The following is a 23,403-nucleotide window of genomic DNA, read 5'->3' as shown; positions in this document are numbered from 1 at the left end:
CGGCGTTTTGCTATAGCCAGAGGCGGTGTGGCGGTTCTATGCTCTTGCGGCGTTGAAGTATGTGGAAATAAAAAGACTGATAGTTCGGACGGACGGCCCACGCTCGAGATTCAAGATGGCAAGAATAAACAAAAGATCCGATACGAACCATGACAGATTATTCGATTGTTGCCGACTCAAGTTTGCATTCGCTTCCCTATGAACTGTCCTCGCTGAGAGATGAGAATGGGAAGCTCGTGTTGGAGATCATGGGTGCAGATGGGCGTATGGTTTGCGTTGTCTTTGATGATTATATTTTCTTCAGTAAACAAGACGAAGGCGATGCGTTGCGAACCCTAGGAGGAATGCGCGAGGCAGGTGTATTGGGAAGGGCTGTAATTATTAGAGCGAAAAAATCTTCGTTGTTGAGGTGGTTTATTGATGAGGGGTGTGGGGTTAAAATCGAAGAAAAAATTAGTCACTATATTATTGTTCTGGTGGATGATGTCGTTAATGTAATTTGTATAACCCCTCCGTTGGTAATTTATAATAAATAAGGTGGGGGCGCAGGGAATTTTTTTAGCAGTTCCGATCGCGGTTAGCTGCTCCCAATTCGGGTCTGATGTTTATGAGTGGCAAAACTGTCGATTTCGTTGGCTTCACCGGATTTGATGGCAACGTAAACGTAGGTCGTATTGCGGTACCGGGAGTGAAATGAGTTGGAGAGCAATAACGCGTGCGGAAGCATCCCTTCTGAAGTTTCTTTGTGGTGTCGCAAAGGATGTGCATTGCCCTGCGGATTGGGCTGACGAGTCTCCTCCCGCACTGAGGAGGTCAGAGTGAACACCAAAGAGTTGAAGGCAGAGTTGGACCGTTTAGGTGTACCGCAACGTGTCTACTCGTTGACCGGATGGAGAGACGAACGGCTTTGTCTGGAGTTTCGTCAAGATAAGTGGCACATATTTTATGTGGAACGAGGCGCGGAGCGTTCGATGCGAGAGTTCCGAACTGAGGATGAAGCATGCGGATTCATGTTGGAAGAGCTCAAGTATGAGGTTTGAGAAGAGACTCATGTGATAGCGGAACGAAGATCACAAGGCGTTTCGAGAAGGTGGCGCTTGTGAGAGACGGGAGCAGGAAGTTGGAGGGCAGACGTAGACATCATCCACGATTTTCCGCATATCGACATGACGACATGATCGTTCGCATCCATGGCGGCGTTTGCTAGGCTGTAAAGCCTGCCAAGCTGGCATTGGTGCGTCAGGCGCGCCGATGTTAATCGTCATGCTGAATAACGACCGCATCATCCATTGGGTACTGAACAGTCTCGAACTCGAGACCACGCTGTTCCATATCGGTCAGTATTGCGGCAGCTGGCGCGCCTCCGTGGCGGGGCGTTCGCGGGCGGGTTACCACCTTGTGCTGCACGGCGAGTGCTGGCTGCATCTGCCCGATCGCGAGCCGCCGCTCAGGCTTTCTCCTGGTGACGCGGTGTTTTTCCTGCGCGATGTGCCCCATCATCTCGGGCCGTTCGAGCAGGCCGAAGCCTGCCGTCCCGAAGCCGCGATGCAGCCACTTGATCGCGTGCTGGCAGGCGCTCAGGCCGGTGCCACCGGCCTTGCCTGTGGCTTCTTCGATTTCCGTCCGGGCCTCGCCGAAGCGCTGCTGGCTCCGTTCCCCGACTACCTTGTACTGCGTGCCGACGACCCCTCGGTGCAGGGCACGCGCGCACTGTTCGATCTGATCGTCAACGAAGCTGAACAGGGTGGCGCGGAACCCTCGCCGCTGATTGCGCGGCTGGTGGAGTTGCTGTTCTTCTACATGGTGCGCGAACTCGCCGCGCGCGAGGACGTGGCACGCGGGCTGTGGCCGATGCTGCGTAGCGCGGAATTCTCCTCGCTCGTGCTCGAGCTGATCCGGCACCCCGAGCAGCATTGGTCCATCGAGTCGATGGCCGAGCGCGTCCACATGTCGCGCGCTACGTTCTGCAAGCGCTTTGCGACGGTGTGCGGCGAGACCCCTGCCGCATTCCTGTTGCTGCTGCGCATGAAGATCGCGGCGCGGCTGCTCGATGACCGCCGCAGCGTGGCGCAGGTGGCGGAGCAGGTTGGCTATGCCTCGGAGGCCGCGTTCGCGAAGGCCTTCCGCAAGACCACTGGCGCATGGCCGGGCGCATGGCGTCGTCGCGCCGCCGATGGCGTGGCAAACGACAGTCTGATCAGCGACGCGGCCTGATCAGGTCCGCGGATTCCATACATCGCCCATACAAAGCCGCAGACGAAATAGCACGAAACCCATACGTTTGCACATGGCAGACATGTCGAGCGTCGACGACACTCAAGTCATGTTCAATCGCTGATGGATATGCCATGAGTCGCCTCCCCCTGCAGACCCTGGAATCGGCCCCCGAAGCAAGCCGCCCTTTTATCGAACGCGCGATCGCCAATAACGGTTACCTGCCGAACCTGATCGCCGCGCTATCCAACGCGCCCGTGGCGCTTGAAACGTACCTGACGGTCTCCGGTATCAACGCACGCAGCTCGCTGACGCTGGCCGAACGCGAAGTGGTGCAGATCACCGCCGCCGCTACGCACGGCTGCGGTTTCTGCGTGGCCGGCCACACGGCCGTAGCGCTGAAGAAAGCCAATCTGCCGCAAGAGCAGGTAGATGCGCTGCGCACGCAGGCGCCGGTGGACGACGTACGTTTGAACGCTGTGGCAGACTTTACCCGCGCAGTCATTCGCGACCGTGGCGCGGTGCCCGATGCCGATCTGCAAGCGTTCCATCAAGCCGGTTACAACGATCAGCAAGCATTGGAAGTCGTGCTGGGCGTGAGCCTGGCCACGCTGTGCAACTTCGGCAACAACCTCGCGCAGTCGCCGCTGAACAGCCAGCTCGAGCCGTATCGCTGGACGCCTCCTAACGCCTGAACGATACCCGCCATGAAGCTCAGTGAAGATATCGCCGGCTGGCTCGATACCCATGCCGAAGCATTGGATCGCGGGACCCACGCGTCCGGTGACCGCAATGCCTCCGACGCACCGGCGGAGCTCCTGAGCACGCTTGCGCGCGCCGGCTTGTTCCGCATCGGCGTGCCGGCCGCGCGCGGCGGCACGGGTGGCACCACCACCGATGCTGTGCTCGCCATCGCGGCAACCGCCGCGCATTCGCAGGCTGCGGGCTTCGTGTTCTGGGCCCAGCGCGTCTTCATCGAGTATCTGCTGCAATCCCCCAACGATGTACTGGCCGCGCGCTGGCTGCCGCCGCTGCTCGACGGTACGTTCGCGGGCGCGACCGGTCTGTCCAACGCGATGAAGTACCTCGGCGGCATCGAGTCGCTGCAGACGCAGCTGGAGCCGACGCCCGAAGGATGGATCGCCAATGGTCAGGTGCCATGGGCGACGAACCTGGTAAAGAACAACTTTGCCGTGGCAGTGGCGGCCGACGATAACGGCTCGGGTCGCCCCGGCGTCTACGCCATCCCGCACGACGCCCCCGGCGTCACCCGCAGCCCGGACCTCGACCTCGTCGGCCTGCGCGGCAGCAGCACCGCCTCGCTGCGCTTCACCGACGCCAGACTGGCACGCGAATACCTGCTGCACGACGATGCGCACGACTATCTGCCGCGCGTGCGACCCGCATTTCTCGGCATGCAATGCGGCCTGTCGATCGGCCTTGCACAACGTTCCATCGCCGGCGCGCGCGAACGCGGCGAAGCGGGGCGCTCGATCCTCTCCGACGAACTCGACGCACTGGCCATTACGCTCGACGAGCAGACCCGTCTGCTGAGCGAGGGCATCGAGTCCCGCGTCTTCGAGACCGCGCCACGCGGACTGTTTGAACTGCGCATCGGTCTGGTCGATACCGCTATCGCCGCGACGCAACTCGAAGTGCAGGCGCGCGGCGGAGCAGGTTACATGGTTGGCCGCGACGGCGGTCTCGCACGCCGTTGGCGCGAGGCATCGTTCCTGCCGATTGTCACGCCAAGCCTCGTGCAACTGCGCACCGCGCTGGCCGAGGCACGTCAGCGGAAAGTCGCGTGAGCGCGGCGGACACGGTAACTGGCCCGCTGTTGCGGACCGAAGCGGTCTCGCTGTCGTATGACGGCCGCGATGTGTTTGCCGGCATCGATCTCGCGCTGCGTGCGGGCGAGATCGTGTCGGTGGTCGGTCCGAGCGGCGCGGGTAAATCGAGCCTGTTGCGCATTCTGGCCGGGCTACAGACCGCATCGTCAGGCCGCGTGCGGATGCGCGATGCCGCGCTGACCGGCCCGCATCCCGATATCGCGGTGGCGTTTCAGGATGCCTGCCTGTTGCCATGGCTATCGGTCGAACACAACGTCGCTTTCGGTCTCGATTTCCGCCGGCAGCCCGCTACCACCCGCAAGGAGCGGCATGACCGCGTCGCCCGCATGCTCGAAGCGGTGGGTCTCTCGCATGCGCGGCATCTTTTTCCGGCACAGATTTCCGGCGGCATGGCGCAGCGTGTGGCCCTCGCGCGCTGCATGGCACGCCAGCCGCGCGTGCTGCTGCTCGATGAACCATTCGGCGCGCTCGACGAGATCACGCGCGCGGACATGCAGACGTTGCTGCGCGACATCGTGCGTGTCCATCGGCCCGCCACGCTGCTGATCACGCACGACCTCGACGAGGCGCTGCTGCTGTCCGATCGCGTGGTGCTGCTTGGCGGACGCGAGAACGAGCCGGCGCGCATCGCGCACACCTGGCACGTCACGCTGCCGCATCCGCGCGAGGCGCAGGTAGAAGCGATGGGCGCGCTGCGCGTGGAACTCGTGCGTGGTCTGCGCGAGTTAGTACAAACCGGCGCCCCGCGCGCCCTACAACAACAGTCTTCCATCCATTCAGACGAGGGAAATCATGTGCCAGGTACCAATGTCGCGGCGTGAATGGCTCAAGCTGTCGGCGCTGTTCACGGCCGGCGGCGCGCTGCCATTGCTCAATTCGTTGAACGCACGTGCCGCCGCGGAGCCGGACGCACCGGTGCGCATCGGCTATCTGCCGATCACCGATGCCACGCCGCTGCTGGTGGCGCACAACAACGGCTACTTCGATCAGGAAGGCGTGCGCGCGGAGAAGCCGACATTGCTGCGTAGCTGGGCGCAACTGGTGGAAGCGTTTATCTCGGGTCAGGTCAACGTGGTACACCTGTTGTCGCCGATGACGGTATGGGCCCGCTTCGGCAGCCAGGTGCCGGCCAAGGTGGTCGCGTGGAATCACGTCGGTGGCTCGGGCCTGACGGTGGCGCCGCAGGTCAACTCGCTGCGCGATCTCGGTGGCAAGACCGTGGCGATTCCGTTCTGGTATTCGATTCACAACGTCGTGCTGCAGACCATGCTCAAGCAGGATGGGCTGACGCCGGTGTCGCGCAAAACCGGCACCATCGCCGCCAATGAGGTCAACCTGACCGTGATGGCGCCATCGGATATGCCGCCCGCGCTGGCGTCGCGCCAGATCGAAGGGTATATCGTGGCCGAGCCGTTCAACGCCGCCGCGGAGACGCTCAAGATCGGCAAGATCCTGCGCTTTACCGGTGACGTCTGGCGCAACCATGCATGCTGCGTGGTGTTCATGCATCAGAACGACCTGGACAAGCGTCCCGAGTGGTCGCAGAAGGTCGTCAACGCGATCGTCAAGGCGCAACGCTGGACGCAGGACAATCGCGCGGAAGCGGCATCGCTGCTGTCTAAAGAGGGTGCCAACCGCTACACACCGCATTCGCTGGAAGCGCTACGCAAGGTGCTCGCGCCCGATCCGTCGGATCATGGCCGCTACCTCGCCAGCGGCGCTATCAAGCATGCCAACTGGAACGAGAAGCGCATCGACTTCCAGCCGTATCCGTATCCGAGCTATACCGAGGAACTCGTGCGGCGGCTCAAGGGCACGCTGATCGAGGGCAACAGCACGTTCCTCGCATCGCTCGATCCGCAGCGCGCGGCGCGCGAACTCGTCGATGACCGCTTCGTGCGTCGCAGCATCGAGTCGGTGGGCGGCCTCAAGGCATTCGGCATCTCCGAATCGTTCACGCGTCAGGAAGAGATTGCAGCATGAAGGAGGCACGATGACGGCGACGACGGCCACGCTCTGGTCCCGCACCGCGCATGCGCGGCTCGGCCTTGGCGGTCTCGTGGCACTGGTGCTGGCGTGGTGGCTGGCCACACGCGGTGCGGACGGTCTGGCGGCGCGCTTTGCGCCGATCCCGACGTTCGAGAGCGTGTGGGAGTTGCTGCGCCAGCCCGATTTCCTCGTGCACATATGGGTCAGCCTGCGGCGCGTGCTGATCGGTCTCGCGCTTGCACTCGCGGCCGGCGTACCGCTGGGCCTGCTGATCGGCGCGGCGCATCATGCCGATGCGGCGCTGTCGCCGGCGTTTCAGTTCCTGCGCATGATCTCGCCGCTGTCGTGGATGCCGCTGGTGGTGATGGTGCTCGGCGTTGGCGACAATCCCGTGCTGTTCCTCGTTGCCTTTGCCGGTGTGTGGCCGATCCTGCTGGCCACCGCTGCTGGCGTGCGTCAGCTCGATGCGCGCTGGCTGATGCTCGCGCGCAGCCTGGCCGCGACGCGCGCGGAAACTCTGTGGCGCGTGATCCTGCCCGGCGTGCTCGGCAACGTGCTCACGGGCCTGCGTCTTGCCATCGGCATTGTGTGGATCGTGCTGGTGCCAGCGGAGATGCTGGGCGTGAACGCGGGGCTGGGCTACTTCATCCTCGATACGCGCGACCGGCTCGCTTACTCCGAATTGCTGGCCACCGTGCTGGTGATTGGTGCACTGGGGTTCGCGCTCGACAGCGCCGCACGGCGTCTGCACAAATGGTGGGTACCGGGGTAACGGCGGGGGGGGATCGGCCCAACATGGCCCCAACATGGCCCCAACATATCGATAGACGAAACCGTTCGTTGTGCGACATATGGCCGCACAGGATACTGAATGCTGCCCATCATTCAGGAAATCACGTCGATGTCCGAAGCTCACTCCCCGCTGCCTGCCCGCCGCGTCGCCCTCAGGCAACTTGCATCGCTCGCGCTCGCGGGCTCCGCTGGTTCGTTGCTCGCCGCGTGCTCGCGCGAGGGCGGTGACAACAAGGCCGCTGCGGCAAAAACCCCGGAAGCGCCCGCCGTTATCAGCAAGGCCGGCGAGAAGGTCGAGTTCCGCTATCCGGACAACCCGACGTTCGACCTCGTCTATCTGGCCGATCAGCTCGGCTACTTCGATGGCACCAATACGCGCCCGAAGTACATCGGCAAGGTCGCCGCGCCGCAGATCATTCCACTGACCGGTACCGGCGAGATCGACTTCGGCTCGCGCATGGTGCCGCTTGTGATCTCCGCCGTGGCCAGCGGCGCCGATATCAAGGTGGTCGCGGCCGGCAACAAGACGCTGCAGGATGCGCCGCACATGAAGTACTTCGTGCGCAAGGACTCCGGCATTCGCGCGCCCAAGGATCTCGAAGGCAAGACCATCGGCATCAACAGCTTTGGCGCCTGCGCGGAGTTCGTCACCAAGACATTCCTGCGCCAGAAGGGCGTCGATGTCACGAAGATCAACTTCGTCGTGATCCCCGATGACCAGGCCGAGCAGACGCTCGCCACGGGTAACACCGACCTCGCGATCATTCACGCGCCGTTCTCGGGCCGTGCCGATCATGCCGACAAGCTCGTACGCCTGTGGAGCGACTTCGACCTCGACGGTGGCCTCGGCGGCATGCAGCCGTACAGCGCGCACGGCAAGTTTATTCGCGAACATCCGGAGTCGGTGAAGGACGTGGTGACCGCGCTGGCGAAGGCCGCGAACTGGGTCAACGAGCATCCGGAAGACGCACGCCAGTTGGTGTCGAAGCGCATCAACCTGCAACTCGAGTTCGTCGATCGCTATGCATATGTCGACAACCTCGTGGTGACCGAGCCGCCGATCCAGTATTACATCGACGTGCTGGAAGCGGAAGGCAAGCTCGCCAAGGGCAAGGTCGCCGCCAAGGACATCTACACCAACGCGTTCAATCCCTATGCCCAGGATCGGGCCGCGGCCAAGGCATGACCGATCCGCGTCCTCACAAGATCGTCGCGCGCGACGTGCGCATGGACTATGCCGTGCGCAATGAAGCGGGCCGTACCGACGCGCTTACGGTGCTGCGCGACTTCGACCTCGATATCCGCGAGGGCGAATTCATCTCGATCCTCGGGCCGTCCGGTTGCGGCAAATCGACGTTTCTGAGCATTCTGGCGGGGCTGACCGATCGCACCGGCGGCAGCATCTCGGTCGATGGCCAGCCACTGCGCGGCATTCATCCCGCGCAGGGCGTGGTGTTCCAGGGCTATGCGCTGTTTCCGTGGCGCACGGTGCTGGCGAACATCGAGGTCGGTCTCGAGATTCGTGGGGTAGGGCGTGTGGAACGCCGCCGTATTGCGGAGGAATATCTGGATCTGGTCGGCCTGACCGGCTTCGGCGAGCGCTTTCCGCACGAGATCTCGGGTGGCATGAAGCAGCGCGTGGCCATCGCGCGGTCGCTGGCCTACAAGCCGGAAGTGCTGCTGATGGACGAACCGTTCGCGGCACTCGACGCGCAGACGCGCGAGATCCTGCAGGGCGAGCTGCTGCGCATCTGGGAGCAGACGCGCAAGACCATTGTGTTCATCACGCACAGCCTCGACGAGGCGATCTTCCTGTCGGACCGCATTGCCGTGATGACGCGGCGCCCGGGCACGATCAAGCAGATCATCGACGTCCCGCTGCCGCGCCCGCGCGCGGCCGAGGTACGCAATTCCGAGGCGTTCGTGCGGCTGCGTCAGCAGGCGTGGGAGATTCTCAAGGACGAGGTGCAGTTGGGCAACCCGGCCAGCGTGCCGCGCCCGCTCGGTGCCACCGCCAATCCGTCCGAGCGCGCCAACGCGGCGCCGGCCATTGCAAAGGTTTCGTCATGAGTACCACGATCGAATCGACTGCGGGGGCGGAAGCGGTTGCCGCCGCGAGCGGAAAACCGGCCACTGCACGTGCCGCCGTGCCATCGGTTGCCATCAAGCTGGCGGGCAGGTCCGCGCTCGGCGATCGCGCGCTGGGTTTGCTCGGCATCGTCGGCTTCCTTGTCCTGTGGGAGCTCGTGCCGCGGCTGGGCATCGTCAGCGAGGCGTATCTGAGTCCGCCGTCGCAAATCATCGTCACCATCTTCCAGCTGATCGGCAGCGGCGAGTTGTGGAAGCATCTGTTCGCGAGCTTGCAGCGTTCGCTTTGGGGCCTGTTGTCGGCGATCGGGCTCGGCGTCACGCTGGGTCTGTTGATGGGCTGGTTCAAGCGCTTCGAGGCGATTGTCGATCCGATCCTGCAACTGTTCCGGCAGACCTCGGCGTTCGCGCTGTTCCCGGTGTTTATCCTGTTCCTCGGCATCGGCGAGACGTCAAAGGTCGCGATCATCTTCTGGGCGTCGTTCTGGCCGGTATTGCTGAGCACGATCAGCGGTGTGCGGCAGGTGGACCGGTTGCTGATCGATTCGGCTCGCTCGATGGGTGCGTCGCAGTTGTTCGTGTTCACCAAGGTGGTCCTGCCGGCGGCGTCGCCGTCGATCTTCACGGGCATCCGCCTGGCCGGGACGTACTGCATTACCGCGCTCGTTGCCGCCGAAATGATCGGCGCGCATTCGGGGCTCGGCTTCCTGACGCTGAACTCGCAGGAAGTGTTCCAGATTCCGACGATGTACGCGGGCATTCTGCTGCTGGCTCTGCTGGGCCTTGCGCTCAACTATGTGCTGGCGCTGATCGAGCGACGTCTGACGCGTTGGAGGCGGGGGCTGACGCTCAATGGCTGAGGGATCGATCGCATGGGCACTGCCCACGCGCGGTAGCTGGTTGCGAAGCCGCGTGGGCCGCGTCGCCGTGGCGCTGGCGCTCGCCGGGGCGTTGGCGTTTGCCGCCGCATTGCTGGTACATGGCGCCCGCGCACCGGCCGGGCCGCTGCTCGACGCTGTCCGCGCCAAAGGCGAACTCGTGGTCGGCGTCCGCGAATACGCGCGCCCAGCGCCACCGGGACAACCATCGCCCGCGGAACCCGATGCCTTCGACGTGGCGGCCGCGCGCTATCTGGCCGATCGCCTGCAGGTGAACCTGCGCATCGTCACAGACAGACAGAGCGGCACCGCCGACCTCGCCGACCTCAATCTGGCCGGCGCTCGCGCGGTGCGGGCCAATGCCGTCGCCACCCCGTACACCGGCGGCACCGGCGCACTGGTGGTGCTGCGCGGCAGCGCCTACACGCATGTACGTGATCTCGCACAGCGCGAAGTCTGCGTCCCACAGGGCAGCCCGTATGTCACGACGCTGGCGCAACGCACCGGCGTCGTCCCACGCCTCTACCCATCGGCCATCCGCGCGGTGGCCGGCTTTATGGCCGGCGAATGCCAGGCCCTTGCCGACGACGAAGTCGTTATCGCACGTCTGCTGAGCCTGCCCGAATGGCGCTTCTATCGCCGTCTCGGCGACAAGATCAGCGCCGACGATGGCAACCCGGAGGTCACCATGCGTGTGGAAGACCGCGCCTCCGCGGCGTGGCTCGACCGCGCCGTCCGCGACTGGCGCACCGACGGCGCATTGACCCACGCCCGCGAACGCCGCGCCGGCGATATCGCCTTCGAGGTCACGCAGCTACAGGACGGCCTCGTCTGCCATTCTTGAGCGTGTGAGGAGGGTATGCAGTTCAGATCCCCGCATACCACTCGTAGCCACGATCTTCCCAGTAGCCGCCACGCCCGCCCCACAGCTTGTCGAACGCGGAAACGACCTCGATGCGCATCAGGTACTTCGCATGTTTGTAGCCAAGCTGTCGCTCGACCCTGAGCCGCAACGGCGCGCCGTGCGCCACAGGCAGGTCCTTGCCGTTCATCGCATAGGCCAGAATGGTCTGCGGATGATAGGCGTCGAGCAGATCGATGCTCTCGTAGTACCTGCCACTGCCATCGAGCGTAGCCTCCAACTCGTCCGCACAGTGGAACACCACATAGCGCGCGCCGGGCTTCAATCGCGCAAGGTCCAGAATGCGTCCAAGTGCCACCCCTTGCCATTGTCCGATTGCACTCCACCCTTCGACGCAATCGTGTCGCGTGATCTGCGTACGCGATGGCAGGCGCTTGAGATCGGCCAGCGTCAAGCTGAGCGGTTGCTGCACGAGCCCATCCACCTGCAGGCGCCAGTCGGTGAAGCCATGCTCGCGCAGGCGGGCATATTCGTCGGAGTCCGGTTCCTGCGTGCCATTGGCACGGAACACCGGCGACAGGTCCGCCACGCTGTATTCCGGCGCCAGCGCGTGGGCACCAAGCAGCAACCGCTGGGCACCCATCGTGAGCTTCTCGGTGTTGCGTAACACCGCGCCGAACTCGGCGTTCTGGGTCATGCGATCGCACCCGGCCAGAAACGGGGCACTGGCGCCAGCCATCAGCCCCAGCAACATGCGCCGACGTGAAAGATCAGGCTTCATGATCGCTTCCTGAGTGTTCGATGGCGTAACGCCCGGTTAGCATCGACCGCATGTTGTTCCAGAACCCGGACAGCACCACCATCAACACGTGGACGACGACAAACAGCGCCAGCGCCGACGCCGTGATGAAATGCAGCGTGCGAGCCGAGGGACGTCCGCCGAACAGATCGGGCAGAAACGGGAATGCCGCGTCCAGGCCCGGCGACATGGTCAGTCCGGTCAACACCATCAGTGGCAGCAGTACCAGCGCCACCAGCAGATAGGTCATCTTTTGCAGCGCGTTATAGCGGCGCGCCTCGTCGCCCTTGGGAAAACGCAGGCGCGCGTGGTCCATGATTTCCTGCCAGAGATGCCGCGGCTTCAATTGGTCCCGCTCCGGCCATAGATCCCGCCGAACATGGCCACGCAGGAAGCCATGCACCAGATAGATCAGGCCATTGATCACCAGCAGCCATGCAAACAGGAAGTGCCAGTTTCTGCCCGAAGCGAGGTCTTGATAGGAGGGGATCGTCAGCCAGGTCGGAAAGCCCTGCGCGATGGTAATGAACGCCGGGTCCGGATCCGCGCCGTACTTGCCCCAGTAGAGCCGGGGATGCGCATTGAAGATCTGCAACCCGCTCATCAACAGAATAGAAAGGCAGAGCACATTTACCCAATGGGTGATGCGCACTGCCACGGAATGTCGCCGTACAAGCTGACCTGTCATGGCAGTGAGTCCTCTCGGTTGCGTCAATTACATGGGCGGAACGACGCCGTTCTTGCCCACGATCAGGCGATTCGAGGACAACACGCCGGCCGCATCCTTCTGTGCGGGAATGAATACGACCGTGCCCGGCTTCACGTCGGCAGCAGTCGCCGCCGCCAGCGTGACCACCGGTGTACCGTTGGCAATGGAGATCTTCTTCTCCTGCCCGTGGTAGTTGACGGTCACGACGCTACCATCCACCGACTTGACCGCATCCCCGACCGTTGCATTGGTCATGGTGCTGTTGGGCTTCAGATCCCACCCATAGCTGCCCTCGCCACGCCCGCGCAACGCCGGCGGGAAGATCAGCACTTCCAGCGCGCCGTCACCGCCTTCGGACTTGGGCAGCGAGGCGATGCCGACGAAATCCCCCGGCTTGATATCGCTGGCGCTCGCTCGCTGGACCGCCGAGACTTCCCAGCCCGTTGCCAGCTTGATCGTGACCGCCTGACCTTCGCGCGATTTCACCTGAAGCTGATCGCCCGACAGCGAGACGACGGTGCCGCGCACACGAACGCTCTGATCCGCCGCGCTCGCCGTGCTGGCGGCGGTGAGTCCGCCGATCGTCAGTGCCACCCCTGCCAGGGTGCCCGTCAGAACCTTATGAAGCCGTGAAGCATGCATGTTGAACTTCCTTTGAAAGCTACCAACTAGTTGGTTGGGTGGGTGAGTAAATAAACTATCGGCGTTCTGCAACGCCCCTGACTCAGGCAGTCCCGGCGCTAGCGGCGCGCACGATTGCCTGCATGCTGAGTTCGACGTCAGCCTCCGTGGTGGCCCAGTTTGCCACGCTGATGCGCATGGCCGGGCGACCCTGCCATTCCGTTCCGCCACACCAGCAGACCCCCTCGGCCTGCAAGGCGTCGATCACGGCGCGCGTGGCTTCCGCCGATCCAAAGGATACGAGCACCTGATTGAGCACGACATCATTGAGTACCTCGTAACCGTGTCTCGACAGGCCTTCCGCGAACAACCGGGCAAAACGGCAAAATCTGGCCACGAGATCGGCGATGCCATCACTGCCGAGATGCAGTAACGCCGCCCATATCTCCACGCCGCGTGCCCGTCGCGACGATTCCGGGGTGTAGTGCGATGGATGGCGCTCGGTTTCAATGCCTTCCGCAAGGTATGCCGCACTCGCCGACATCGCGGCCTTCAGGTGCGCCGCATGCCGAACCAGCACCACGCCGTTGTCGTAAGGGACATTGAGCCATTTATGGCCATCCGTCGCCCAGGAGTCGGCTTCGGTGAGGCCGTTGGTGAGCGTATCGAAATCGCGGTTGGCGAGTGCCCAGAGCCCAAACGCCCCGTCGACGTGAACCCATGCGCCGGCCGCTGTGGCAAGCCGACAGACTTCCGCCGCCGGATCGAAGTCACCGGTGTTCACATTGCCGGCCTGAATGCATACGATGGTGCGCTCATCGAGCACCGGCAGGCATTCCGCCCGTAGTCGTCCACGCCCATCGGTCGGTACTCGCAGCACGCGGTCACGTCCGAGGCCAAGCAGCGATAGCGCCTTGAGCACCGTCACGTGAACTTCGTCGCTGACCACGACCCGGATTTCGGGCGCGCCATACAGGCCCTTGGCTTCCACATCCCAGCCCTGACGTGCCAGCAGCGCGTGGCGCGCGGCAGCCAGCGCGCTGAAGGTGGCCATCGAGGCGCCACTGACAAAGGCGCCGCCGATGTCTTGTGGGAGTCCAAACAACTCGCCGAGCCATTGCAGCGACACGTCCTCCAGCGTCGCCGCGATCGGCGAGGTCCAGCGGAAGCACGCGTTCTGATCCCACGCGGTGGCCAGCCAGTTCGCGGCCACCGTGGCGGGCAGGGCGCCGCCGATCACCAGCCCGAAATAACGTCCGCCTGCCGTGGCAACCGTCGCGGGCGAGCCGATCTCGTCGAGGCGACGCAGGACTTCGACGGCATCGAGGCCCTGTGGCGGTAGTGGGTGGTTCAGTTCATCGAGCCGTCGCACTGCAGCGGACGAAGCCGCGATCGGGCGCTCGCGCACCGATTGCAGGTACGCGATCGCGCGCGCGGAGGCCTCTTGCAGAACGGTCTGTGTCGAAACGTCTTTCATGGTGGCTTCCGTCAAAGCAGTCCCAGCGCCGACGCCTTGAGCGTGGCGGCTGCGCGCGTGGTGCATCCAAGCTTGCGAAACACGCTCTCGAGGTGCGTGGCCACGGTGCTGGGGCTGAGCTCGAGTTCGCGCGCAGTTTCCTTGTTGGTCGCGCCACGCGACACCGCGCGGAGGACATCGACTTCGCGCGGCGACAGGCGGGCGCCATGATCACGGGTTTGCGGCAATCGTTGGGCGCCGCCGATGCCATCGGACAACAACGCCTCGACCGCCTCGCCGCACAGGCGGCCGGCCGCAACCTCATCTCGTATTGCCTTGATCGCGGTGTCCTCGGATAGGGCAGCACGCCACGGGCGCCGCGCGCGCATCGCGACCCAGGCCACCGCCGCGGCAAGCACGCGTGCCTCGACCGACAGGGCCTGATCGCGGGCTCCGCGAAAATAGCCGGAGCCGTCCACTCGCTCATACGCAAACGAGGCGAGCTCGGCCGCTTCACCGAGCGGCCCCTGCCATTGCGCGGCGCGCGCGGTCCAGTACGGGACCAGGCGAAGCCGTTCCCATGCGCTTTCCGGCAATGGCGTCGTCATGTTCCAGATCTGATTGGGCACAGCGGCCCGGCCCAGCCCGTGGATCAATCCTGCACGGTAGATGCGCGCGTGCGCCGATTTGTCGGAGGTGAGGCGCGCCAAAGCGCCAGCCGCCGTGGCCGCGACGGCGCGCGAGAAGCCCATCATCCACGGCAACTTGAGGTCGATGACATCGGCAATCAACTCTGCGGAAGTGGTGCGCTGCATTGGCGGCGTCGCCAGGGCAGTGTCGAGCGTGGCAGGTGAACTGGCCTCCAGCTCCGCGAGCCACTCCGCCGCGTGAGTCGTGGCGACCGAGGCAAGCCACGCCGGATAGCGATGGCCGGCGTATCGACCGATCAAAGCGAGCGCAAGTTCGGTCCCATGCGTGCGGCTCAGGACTTCAAGATCCCCGGCCAGCGAGACCACACATACCGCCATTGGCACGGCATCGCCCTGAAGGTGTGCAGGCTGCCCACTGCCGTCCCACGCCTCGAAAATATGGCGCAACGCCGTTTCCGTCGCGGGCGCCAGACCCAGCATGCGACCCACTTCCGCCGACACCTCGCAGTGGATTTGCGCCAGCGGCTGCAGCACGACACCAGCGCCGCCTGCCTGCTCCATGGGCTTGAGCCAATCGATGGTGCGCCCGTCGAGCATCGCCGCACGGGTCGCGATATCGTCCCCGAACACTTCGGCAAAGCCGCCAGCATTGGCCGTGCAGCCCGCCCATCGCAGCAAGGCTGTCTCGCAGGCCGTATGGCACGCCGCGGCATCGAGTTGCGCCGCCTGTGCCAGACGCGTGGCCAGCCACGCGGTGCGGAGCGAATAGTTGGTCGGCTGGCCCATACTCAGGTCGCCGACAAATGCGAGCGCTTTCACCACATCGAACACACGAAGCTGGGAACGGCTGCTGGCTGTCTGGTCGGTCATCGGAACCTGGGGAAAACGCTTGCGGTAACTATATCGCGTGATCTTGCGGCACAGGATCGGCTAATTGACCGATGCCGTCTTCTCCCGCAGGAAGGCAATCAGGGTGGCCACGGCGCGCGTCTGGTAGCGCGTCGGCAGGTACAGCAGATACATTGTTGTCCGCAGGAACGCAAGATCGGCAGGCGGCAATGGCAAGCGCACCAGCGTGCCCGCCTCGATATCGCGCGCCACCATGTATCGGGGCAGCAGTCCCACGCCCAGCCCCTGCAGGATAGCGTCGCGCAGGAAGAAGAAGTTGGCCGACATCAGGCGCGGATGAATCTGCAACTGCCCGCTCGCGGTACCGAGCCGTCCGGCCGCCAACAGCTTCTGGCCCGTGAGTTCGGAGGTGATCAACGGCAGATCGCCGAACTGATCGAGCGTCTGCGGCATGCCGGCCTCGCGCGCCAGGCCAGGTGTGGCGCAGGCCACGTACTCCACATCGCCGAGGGTGTAGGCCACCGCGTGCGTCGGCGTCTCGCCCATGACCCGCACCGAGAAGTCCACCGCGCCCTTGATCAGATCCTCGATATCGTTGTCGAAGATCACATTCAGCGTGATGGCTGGATACATCGCCATGAATTCCATGAACCACGCGGACATCGTGTGCTGCCCGAAGCCGCTCGGCACGCTCAGCCGCACCGTGCCGCTGAGCCGCTTGCCCAGGCTCTGCACTGATTCCTGCGCCGCCATCAGCTGATGGCGGATGGCTCGCCCATGCTCGTAGAGCTGCCAGCCGAGTTCGGTCGGCTCCAGTTGCCGCGTACTGCGCCGGAGCAGTTCCGCCCCGAGCTGCCGCTCGAACTGGTTGAGCCGCTTGCTCACGTTGGCCCGGCTCATCCCGAGCTGGTTCGCGGCGCGGCTCAGGTTGCCGGCATCGATGATGTCAACGAGCAGAGACAGGGCAGTCTGGTCCATTGTCAACCTGAAGTTGTCGTATATGGTGAATTTCCGTAGCAATTGTCAAACATAAAGAACATATACACAATCGCTACTGAACAAGACAACCGGACCGCCTGGATCCGCGTGGGTTCGGGAGACAACTGAATGCATTCGCAAGACAACGAACAATCCGCGGCACCCCTGCCGCTGGCAGGCGTACGCGTGCTAGACCTCTCGCGCGTGCTCGCGGGACCGATGTGCGCGATGGCGCTGGCGGACCTTGGCGCGGACGTGATCAAGGTGGAGCACCCCGCGCGCGGCGACGATACGCGCGACTGGGGCATCCGTATCGGCACGCGCAATACGTCCTACTTCAATAGCGCCAACCGCAACAAGCGCTCGGTCACGCTGGATCTGCAGAGCGAGCAGGGCGTCGCACTGGTGCGCAAGCTCGTGGCGCAGAGCGACGTCGTGATCCAGAACTTCAAGGTGGGCGGTGCCGAGAAACTCGGCCTGGGCTATGAACAGCTCAGCGAGATCAATCCGCGCATCGTCTACTGCTCGATCTCGGGTTACTCGCGTTCTTCTCCCGAAGCTGAACGTCCCGGCTACGACCTCGTCGTGCAGGGCGAGGCCGGCGTGATGGCCACCAATGGCGAAGCAGGCCAGGGCCCACTGAAATTCGGTATAGCCGCAGTGGATATGTTCACGGGCATGTTCTCGGCGCAGGCGATCCTCGCCGCGCTGTTCGCGCGGCACACCACCGGCCGGGGCCGCCACGTGCAGATGGCGCTCTACGACTGCGGGCTGATGATTCCATCCTACTACGGCATGGAAGCGATGCTGCGCAACGCCGAGCAGCCCAAGTTCGGCAATGCGCATCCGTCGATCGTGCCCTATGGCGTGTTCGACGCCGCCGATGGTCCGCTCGTGATCACGGTGGGCAACAACGGCCAGTTTCAGCGTTTCTGCCGCGAGGTGATCTGCCGTCCCGAATGGGCCGAGGACGAACGCTTCGCCACCAACACCGCACGCGCGACCCATCGCGACGTGCTGCTGCCCGAGCTGCGCGAGGTATTGCGCCGCTTCACGCGAGCGGATCTGCTGGCACGGCTCAATGCCGCGCAGATCCCATGCGGCGAGGTGCTTGGCATGCTCGAGGCGTTGCAGTCCGAACGCACCGCGCAGGCAGGGCTGCTGCATCGCTTCGAGGACAGCGAGGCGGGCGCGCAGGCTGTGCTGGCACCGCCGTATGCGATGGATGGTGAACGCATGCCGGTGCGCATGCCACCGCCGCATATGGGCGAGCACACGCGCGAAGTATTCCGCGAGCTGCTGCAGCTCGACGACGACGCCATCGCGGCGCTGCGCGCGGACGGCGTCATCTGACGCGCCGCGCCACAGAACAGAACGACGATTGATTCACGGAGACAAGACAGCATGAAGACCATCACCACCAATGAGCACCCGCACGCGATGAACGACCACCAGCACGGCCGCCGTCAGTGGCTCAAGGCCGGTGCCGCCGCATCGCTCGCGACGCTGATGCCCGGCGCGTTTGCCAAGGCCGGCTGGCCCGACAAGTACATCAAGATGGTGGTGGCATTTCCCGCGGGCGGTCCCACCGATACCGCGGCGCGTATCCTCGCGCAGAAACTGTCGGAGCGCCTTGGTCAGCAGGTGGTCATCGAGAACAAGCCCGGTGCGTCGGGTTCGATCGGCACCGCGGGCTTTATCAAGAGCCCGGCCGATGGCTACAACCTGTCGATGTTCGGCATGCCCGCGCTGCTGGCACCGCTGATGTACAAGAACAACGCGTACGACGTGAAGAAGGACTTCCTGTCCGTGGCCACGGTCTACGTGCTGCCGATGGCGATCGTGATCAACCCTGCGGTGGTGCCTGATGTGCAGTCGCTGCCGGAGCTGATCCGCTTTGCCAAGACCAGCAAGACGCCGCTGAACTACACGAGCTCCGGCACCGGCAGCTTCGGTCATCTGGCGATGGAGCAACTGAAGGATCTCGGCGGATTCGATATGCAGCACGTGCCGTACAAGGGCAGCGCGCCGGCGGTGTCGGATCTGCTCGGTGGCCAGATCGGCGTCATGTTCGCCGACGTGGTGGCCGCGCTGCCGCATATCCGCGCGGGCAAGCTCAAGGCCATCGCGCTGAGCTCGCCGAACGCGAAGGTGCTGCTGCCCGGCGTCAAGACGGTTTCCGAGCAGGGCTTCGCGAACTTCGACTTCGATTCATGGGGCGGCCTGATCGCGCCGCTGGACACGCCGCAGGCCGTGATCGACCGCCTCAACGCGGAGACGCGCGACATCGTGACGACGGACAAGGAGCTTCAGCAGAAGCTGGTCACCGCGGGCGCGATTGCCGCGTACCAGGACGGCAAGCAGATGCAGGCACGCCTGAACAAGGACTACGACCGCTGGAGCGCGGTCGTGAAGGCCAAGAACATCAGCGCGCTCTGACGAACGGTTTGCTCGTGGTCTCCGGGAGAGGGGTGCCTGATTTTTCTACATGCCCAACCCGGCCCGGGTGAGCGGGGAGATCGGATTCCATTCGAGCAAAGCGATAAATCCGTCCTGCGCCGCCACTACGATCTCCCGCCGATACTGATGGACGAGGCTGCCAGGTGCATGCGCGTGAGGTTCTACCCACCCGGCCGCGCGGCGTACGTAGACCGACTTGCCATGGCCCACTGGCGCGATGCATTCCTGCCATCCCAAGGCCCGGGCCACGCGCAGAATTTCGGCTACCGGGCGCGAGAAATCCAGCGTTCGTTCCGCGTCGGTGATCCGCGGCCAGTAGCTGCCGCCTTGCTGCGGCTGTCTGGCCTTCCACAGCGCATGGAAGTTCGTGGCCACGCGGCTGGCGAGCCGCTGTGTCGCAATCTGCAGCTTCAGTTGGAGCGTTTCATGGCATTCGTCGGGGGCGAGGGCCAGCGGGTTCGCGGCAAGAATGTCGCCCGTGTCGAAATCGGGCGCAATGCGATGGCAGCTCACGCCCCACTCACGCCGGTTTTCGAGGATTGCGCGAAACAAGGGGTAGGGTCCGCGTCCCTCTGGCAACGGCGACGGGTGGAAATTGATGGCGTGTGGCAGATATGGTGTCCAGTCCGGGATCTTCCACGTGTAGCCCGCCACGACGAGTAGGTCGCACTGTTTCTCGCCCAGTGCCCGCAGATCCTGCTCCCGGATGCGCGACATCTGCACTGGAATCCCGTGCCGGCCTGCCCGCGCTACGACTTCATCGTGAAAGTCGCTCCGGTGATCCACTGGCACGGTAAAGAGCGCGAGGGGTTCCCAGCTCTCGGCGATGAAGGCGTCGAAGACGCCACGCCACTGGTCGAATCCGGCAAAGGCAAAGCGCATCTGGGCTCGTCTGGCAGTGATGACAAGGGTCGCATCGTAGCCATGGCTTCTTATCCGGATGCCGCGAACTGGGCCTGATTTTCCCAGCATTTAACCGGCCGTAATGCCGATTCATCGTCTGTAAGCGGAAGCCCATCAATGTGTTCCCGTCGATACCGAGCGGATACATCAAGCTGGCGCAAGCCGGCTCTCCTACTACGCGCCGCTCCACGCCTCCTCGCTGATACGCGCCGCCAGTGGCCGGCGCGGCTCGCGCGTGCGCGCCAGATGCTCGAGCGCGGGTTCGATGACCTCCGCGAGCTTGCGGAACGCAGGCGCGATTTCCGCTTCGGGCACGCATGCATAGCCAAGCAGCAGCCCCTGCTGCGCGTGCGTGGCATCGGTGTAGTAGCGCGATAGTGGTCGCGCCGACAGTCCCTGCGTGCGCGCGGCCATGCTGATGCCTAGGTCGTCCGCGCCTGGCGGCAGATGCATCACCATGTGCAGTCCAGCCTCGTGCGTGGAGGTGGGCCAGTCCGCGCCGAAGCGCGCGGCAATGGCCTCGCGCAGCAGCGCTTGCCGTTGCGCATAACGCTGGCGCATGCGGCGGATATGCGTGGCGTAGTGGCCTTCCTCGATGAAGTCCGCGAGCACGGCCTGCTGCACGAGCTGGCCTTCGCGATAGAGCTCGGACAGTGCGAGTGCGAAGTGCGGCGCGAGCGGCTTGGGCAGGACCATGAAGCCCATGCGCAGGCCGGGAAACAACGTTTTCGAGAACGTGCCCATGTAGATCACGCGGTCGTGTTCGTCGAGGCCCTGCAGCGAGGCCACCGGGCGCCCTTCGAAACGGAACTCGCTGTCGTAGTCGTCCTCGATGATCCACGCCCCGCGCTGCCGCGCGTACTCGAGCAGCATGCGCCGGCGCGACAGGCTCATCATCATGCCGAGCGGATATTGGTGTGATGGCGTGACGAAGATAAAACGGGGCGGGTCCTGCAGTGCCGCGGCCCCTGGCGCGATGCCTTCCTCATCGACGGGCACCGGGATCGGTTCCACGCCCGCGCTGTGCAGCAGGCTGCGTGTGCCCCAGTAGCCGGGGTCCTCCATCCAGGCGCGATCGCCGGGGTCCGCGAGCAGGCGCGCGATCAGATCGACCGCCTGATGGATGCCGGTGGTCACGATGATCTGGTCCGGCTCGCAGCGCACCGAACGCACCACGCGCAGATGTTCGGCCAACTGCTGCTTGAGCGGGCCGTGACCGCCGTGGTGCGCATACGTGAGCAGTTGCGGGCTGGGGTTGCGCCAATGCTTGCTCAGCAACCGCGACCACACGCCATGCGGAAACAGTGAGACGTCGGGCACGCCCGCGACGAATGCGCCCCACTGGCGATCCGACGCGCTGGCATGCGAGACCAGATGCTGGCCACGCCGCGACAACGCGGAGCGGTTCGCATGTGGATGCGTGGCCGACTGCGGGGCGGGCACACCAGTGGTGCCACTGTGCGCACTGCCGTTGTGCAATGCACGATGGTCGGGCATGGTGTGCGACACGAAGGTGCCACTTCCGCTCGACGCCGTGACGTATCCCTCGGCAAGCAGTTGCTCGTACGCATACAACACCGTGTTGCGAGAGATCCCGATATCTTTTGCAAGCGCGCGCGATGCGGGCAGCTTGCTACCCGCAGGCACAGTACCAGCAAGGATTTCCGCCCGAATGATCGCGTACAGCTGGCGATTCATATGCTCGTTCGACTTGCCCGCCAGCGCGTCGCCGCCGGGACGCTCGAGCCGTTGCAGCAGCAGTTCCGAAAGCAGTGTCTCTTTCAAAGTGGCCCCGCGGAAAATTAAAGACATGGACCTACCGATGGTACCAACCATCGGCTAATTTTCATCCGTGCCGATGTTGTTTTTTTCCGGAGTGCTCATGACACCCAGTGCGGTTGCCACCAATAACGCTTCGTCGAACCTCTCGACGTTATCCGTCGCGGATGCCGTGCGCGCACTCGTGCCCTACATGGTCGATACGCTCTCCGACCTCGTGGCCGCGCCCAGTCTGTCGGGCAACGAGCAACCCGCCGTGGATGTCATGGAGCGCGCCCTTCAGGACCTCGGCCTGCAATCGGAACATATCGTGCTGAATACCGCGGCGTTGAAGGACTTGCCGCTGTACTCGCCGTCGTGCTGTCCCGATGGCGGCCGCTACAACTTGCTGGCGACGCATCGCCCCGCCACGCGCGGCGGCCGCTCGGTGCTGTTCAACGGCCATCTCGACGTAGTGCCCACCGGCCCCGTGTCGATGTGGCGCCGTGACCCATTCGCGCCGTATATCGAGGACGGCTGGCTCTTCGGTCGGGGTGCCGGCGACATGAAGGCCGGCATCGTCTGCGCACTGGCCGCGTTCAAGGCGCTGAAGTCGCTTGGCGTGCAGCCCGCCGGCGCGGTCGGCTTCAACGCGGTGCTCGAGGAAGAGAACACCGGCAACGGTGCGCTGGCTACGGTGGCGGCATTGCGCAGCGCTGTGGGTGCGGGCAAGCTGGCCTCGTTCGATGCGGTACTGATTCCTGAGCCGCTGGGAGAAGGGCTCATGAGCGCGCAGATGGGCGTGTTCTGGATGTTCGTGGAACTCACGGGTCGCCCCGCGCATGCCGCGTACATGACGACCGGCGTCAATCCGATCGAAGCCGGTATTGCGGTCATGGCGGACCTGCGCAAGCTGGAGGCGCAATGGAACCTGCCCGAGAACCGCCCCGCCGTCTATCGCGATCACGCGCATCCGATCAACTTCAATCTCGGACAGATTCAGGGCGGCGAGTGGAATTCGTCGGTGCCGTGCACCTGCACGCTCGGCGTGCGCATCGGCTTCTATCCGCAGATGAATGTCGATGACGCCAAGGCACAAGTGGCGGCGTGCGTGCGCGATACCCTCGCGCGGCTCGCAAGCAATCTCACCTTGAATATCCGCTACGAAGGCTTTCACGCGCCGGGCTGCGAGTTCGATCTCGACAACGCACCCATGCAGGCGCTCGCGCACGCGCACGAACAGGTCCACGGCGCGCCGCCCGCGCGGCAGGCCACGACCGCGACCACGGATGCCCGTCACTTCCGGCTGACGCTCGATACGCCAGTCACGTGCTACGGACCCGAGGCGCGCAATATCCACGGGATCGACGAGTCTGTGTCGATCGACAGCATGGTGCGCGTGGCCACCACGTTCGCACTGTTCCTGCACGACTGGTGTGGCGTGGAGCCCGCCGTGGACTGACCGCACCGCCGCATCACCTTTCGTTTCCTGTAGCAGTACTTCCCTGGCTGACGACCCGCGCGAGCGGCGGCGGCCGGTTGCCCTC

22 protein-coding genes are annotated in these 23,403 nt (G+C 64.2%); 14 read left to right on the top strand and 8 right to left on the bottom strand.

Annotated elements, in window-relative coordinates:
* Window positions 1-149 precede the first annotated feature (149 nt).
* The 11 genes from LDO41_RS14360 (at window position 150) to LDO41_RS14310 (ending at window position 10,655) form a co-directional block, all read left to right on the top strand.
* Window positions 150-536 (top strand): hypothetical protein, encoded by a 387-nt coding sequence (locus LDO41_RS14360; protein ID WP_223989218.1) that lies wholly within the window; start codon window positions 150-152, stop codon window positions 534-536.
* 727 nt (window positions 537-1,263) lie between these two features.
* The gene (locus tag LDO41_RS14355) at window positions 1,264-2,214 is read left to right on the top strand and encodes an AraC family transcriptional regulator (protein WP_223989216.1); all 951 of its coding nucleotides are present in this window, start codon (window positions 1,264-1,266) and stop codon (window positions 2,212-2,214) included.
* 134 nt (window positions 2,215-2,348) lie between these two features.
* A complete protein-coding gene (locus LDO41_RS14350; RefSeq protein WP_223989214.1) occupies window positions 2,349-2,909 on the top strand; it encodes a carboxymuconolactone decarboxylase family protein in 561 nt (186 codons plus the stop codon).
* A gap of 12 nt (window positions 2,910-2,921) precedes the next feature.
* Window positions 2,922-4,022, top strand: coding sequence for an acyl-CoA dehydrogenase family protein (locus tag LDO41_RS14345; RefSeq protein ID WP_223989211.1), 1,101 nt, complete (start codon window positions 2,922-2,924; stop codon window positions 4,020-4,022).
* On the top strand, window positions 4,019-4,885 hold the full coding sequence (locus tag LDO41_RS14340) for an ABC transporter ATP-binding protein (RefSeq protein ID WP_223989209.1): 867 nt from the start codon (window positions 4,019-4,021) through the stop codon (window positions 4,883-4,885). The genes LDO41_RS14345 and LDO41_RS14340 overlap by 4 nt, the downstream gene beginning before the upstream one ends.
* Window positions 4,857-6,047 carry an ABC transporter substrate-binding protein gene (locus LDO41_RS14335; protein WP_223989207.1) on the top strand — a complete coding sequence of 397 codons (1,191 nt, stop codon included), beginning with the start codon at window positions 4,857-4,859 and terminating at the stop codon, window positions 6,045-6,047. The genes LDO41_RS14340 and LDO41_RS14335 overlap by 29 nt, the downstream gene beginning before the upstream one ends.
* Window positions 6,048-6,057: 10 nt before the next feature.
* Complete coding sequence (locus LDO41_RS14330; RefSeq protein ID WP_223989205.1) at window positions 6,058-6,825, top strand: ABC transporter permease; 768 nt, start codon at window positions 6,058-6,060, stop codon at window positions 6,823-6,825.
* A gap of 99 nt (window positions 6,826-6,924) precedes the next feature.
* Window positions 6,925-8,031 (top strand): ABC transporter substrate-binding protein, encoded by a 1,107-nt coding sequence (locus tag LDO41_RS14325; RefSeq protein WP_223989203.1) that lies wholly within the window; start codon window positions 6,925-6,927, stop codon window positions 8,029-8,031.
* Window positions 8,028-8,915 carry an ABC transporter ATP-binding protein gene (locus LDO41_RS14320; RefSeq protein ID WP_223989201.1) on the top strand — a complete coding sequence of 296 codons (888 nt, stop codon included), beginning with the start codon at window positions 8,028-8,030 and terminating at the stop codon, window positions 8,913-8,915. Before LDO41_RS14325 ends, LDO41_RS14320 begins: the two co-directional genes overlap by 4 nt.
* Window positions 8,912-9,793 (top strand): ABC transporter permease, encoded by an 882-nt coding sequence (locus LDO41_RS14315; protein ID WP_223989199.1) that lies wholly within the window; start codon window positions 8,912-8,914, stop codon window positions 9,791-9,793. The genes LDO41_RS14320 and LDO41_RS14315 overlap by 4 nt, the downstream gene beginning before the upstream one ends.
* The gene (locus LDO41_RS14310) at window positions 9,786-10,655 is read left to right on the top strand and encodes a type 2 periplasmic-binding domain-containing protein (protein WP_223989197.1); all 870 of its coding nucleotides are present in this window, start codon (window positions 9,786-9,788) and stop codon (window positions 10,653-10,655) included. Before LDO41_RS14315 ends, LDO41_RS14310 begins: the two co-directional genes overlap by 8 nt.
* Window positions 10,656-10,677: 22 nt before the next feature.
* Here the strand turns inward: LDO41_RS14310 and LDO41_RS14305 are convergent, their stop codons facing one another.
* From LDO41_RS14305 to LDO41_RS14280, 6 genes are all read right to left on the bottom strand, one after another.
* Complete coding sequence (locus LDO41_RS14305) at window positions 10,678-11,454, bottom strand: molybdopterin-binding protein (RefSeq protein ID WP_223989195.1); 777 nt, start codon at window positions 11,452-11,454, stop codon at window positions 10,678-10,680.
* Window positions 11,444-12,130: a cytochrome b/b6 domain-containing protein gene (locus LDO41_RS14300; RefSeq protein WP_253074789.1), complete on the bottom strand. Its 687-nt coding sequence runs from the start codon at window positions 12,128-12,130 to the stop codon at window positions 11,444-11,446. The genes LDO41_RS14305 and LDO41_RS14300 overlap by 11 nt, the downstream gene beginning before the upstream one ends.
* 57 nt (window positions 12,131-12,187) lie before the next feature.
* Window positions 12,188-12,823, bottom strand: a complete 636-nt coding sequence (locus tag LDO41_RS14295) for a hypothetical protein (protein WP_223989191.1) — start codon at window positions 12,821-12,823, stop codon at window positions 12,188-12,190.
* A gap of 82 nt (window positions 12,824-12,905) precedes the next feature.
* On the bottom strand, window positions 12,906-14,279 hold the full coding sequence (locus LDO41_RS14290; protein ID WP_223989189.1) for a pyridoxal phosphate-dependent decarboxylase family protein: 1,374 nt from the start codon (window positions 14,277-14,279) through the stop codon (window positions 12,906-12,908).
* An 11-nt stretch (window positions 14,280-14,290) separates the two neighbouring features.
* Complete coding sequence (locus LDO41_RS14285; RefSeq protein ID WP_223989187.1) at window positions 14,291-15,778, bottom strand: helix-turn-helix transcriptional regulator; 1,488 nt, start codon at window positions 15,776-15,778, stop codon at window positions 14,291-14,293.
* Window positions 15,779-15,838: 60 nt separating this feature from the next.
* Window positions 15,839-16,735 carry a LysR family transcriptional regulator gene (locus LDO41_RS14280; RefSeq protein ID WP_223989185.1) on the bottom strand — a complete coding sequence of 299 codons (897 nt, stop codon included), beginning with the start codon at window positions 16,733-16,735 and terminating at the stop codon, window positions 15,839-15,841.
* A gap of 129 nt (window positions 16,736-16,864) precedes the next feature.
* Between LDO41_RS14280 and LDO41_RS14275 the strand changes: the two genes are divergently transcribed.
* Together LDO41_RS14275 and LDO41_RS14270 are read left to right on the top strand one after the other, a co-directional pair.
* On the top strand, window positions 16,865-18,088 hold the full coding sequence (locus LDO41_RS14275; protein ID WP_223989183.1) for a CaiB/BaiF CoA transferase family protein: 1,224 nt from the start codon (window positions 16,865-16,867) through the stop codon (window positions 18,086-18,088).
* 51 nt (window positions 18,089-18,139) lie between these two features.
* The gene (locus tag LDO41_RS14270) at window positions 18,140-19,174 is read left to right on the top strand and encodes a Bug family tripartite tricarboxylate transporter substrate binding protein (RefSeq protein ID WP_223989181.1); all 1,035 of its coding nucleotides are present in this window, start codon (window positions 18,140-18,142) and stop codon (window positions 19,172-19,174) included.
* Window positions 19,175-19,219: 45 nt separating this feature from the next.
* On the opposite strand, the gene LDO41_RS14265 is transcribed toward LDO41_RS14270, so the two are convergent.
* Both LDO41_RS14265 and pdxR read right to left on the bottom strand, forming a co-directional pair.
* Window positions 19,220-20,077: a methionyl-tRNA formyltransferase gene (locus LDO41_RS14265; RefSeq protein WP_223989179.1), complete on the bottom strand. Its 858-nt coding sequence runs from the start codon at window positions 20,075-20,077 to the stop codon at window positions 19,220-19,222.
* A gap of 195 nt (window positions 20,078-20,272) precedes the next feature.
* A complete protein-coding gene (gene pdxR / locus LDO41_RS14260) occupies window positions 20,273-21,883 on the bottom strand; it encodes a MocR-like pyridoxine biosynthesis transcription factor PdxR (protein WP_223989177.1) in 1,611 nt (536 codons plus the stop codon).
* 97 nt (window positions 21,884-21,980) lie between these two features.
* Between pdxR and LDO41_RS14255 the strand changes: the two genes are divergently transcribed.
* A complete protein-coding gene (locus tag LDO41_RS14255; protein ID WP_223989175.1) occupies window positions 21,981-23,318 on the top strand; it encodes an ArgE/DapE family deacylase in 1,338 nt (445 codons plus the stop codon).
* Window positions 23,319-23,403 lie beyond the last annotated feature (85 nt).

It is taken from the genome of Cupriavidus pampae, assembly GCF_914271485.1.
GTDB classification, from domain to species: Bacteria; Pseudomonadota; Gammaproteobacteria; order Burkholderiales; family Burkholderiaceae; genus Cupriavidus; species Cupriavidus pampae.
The sequence above is the reverse complement of the archived record's forward strand: the minus strand, read 5'-3'. Positions and strand labels throughout refer to the sequence as shown.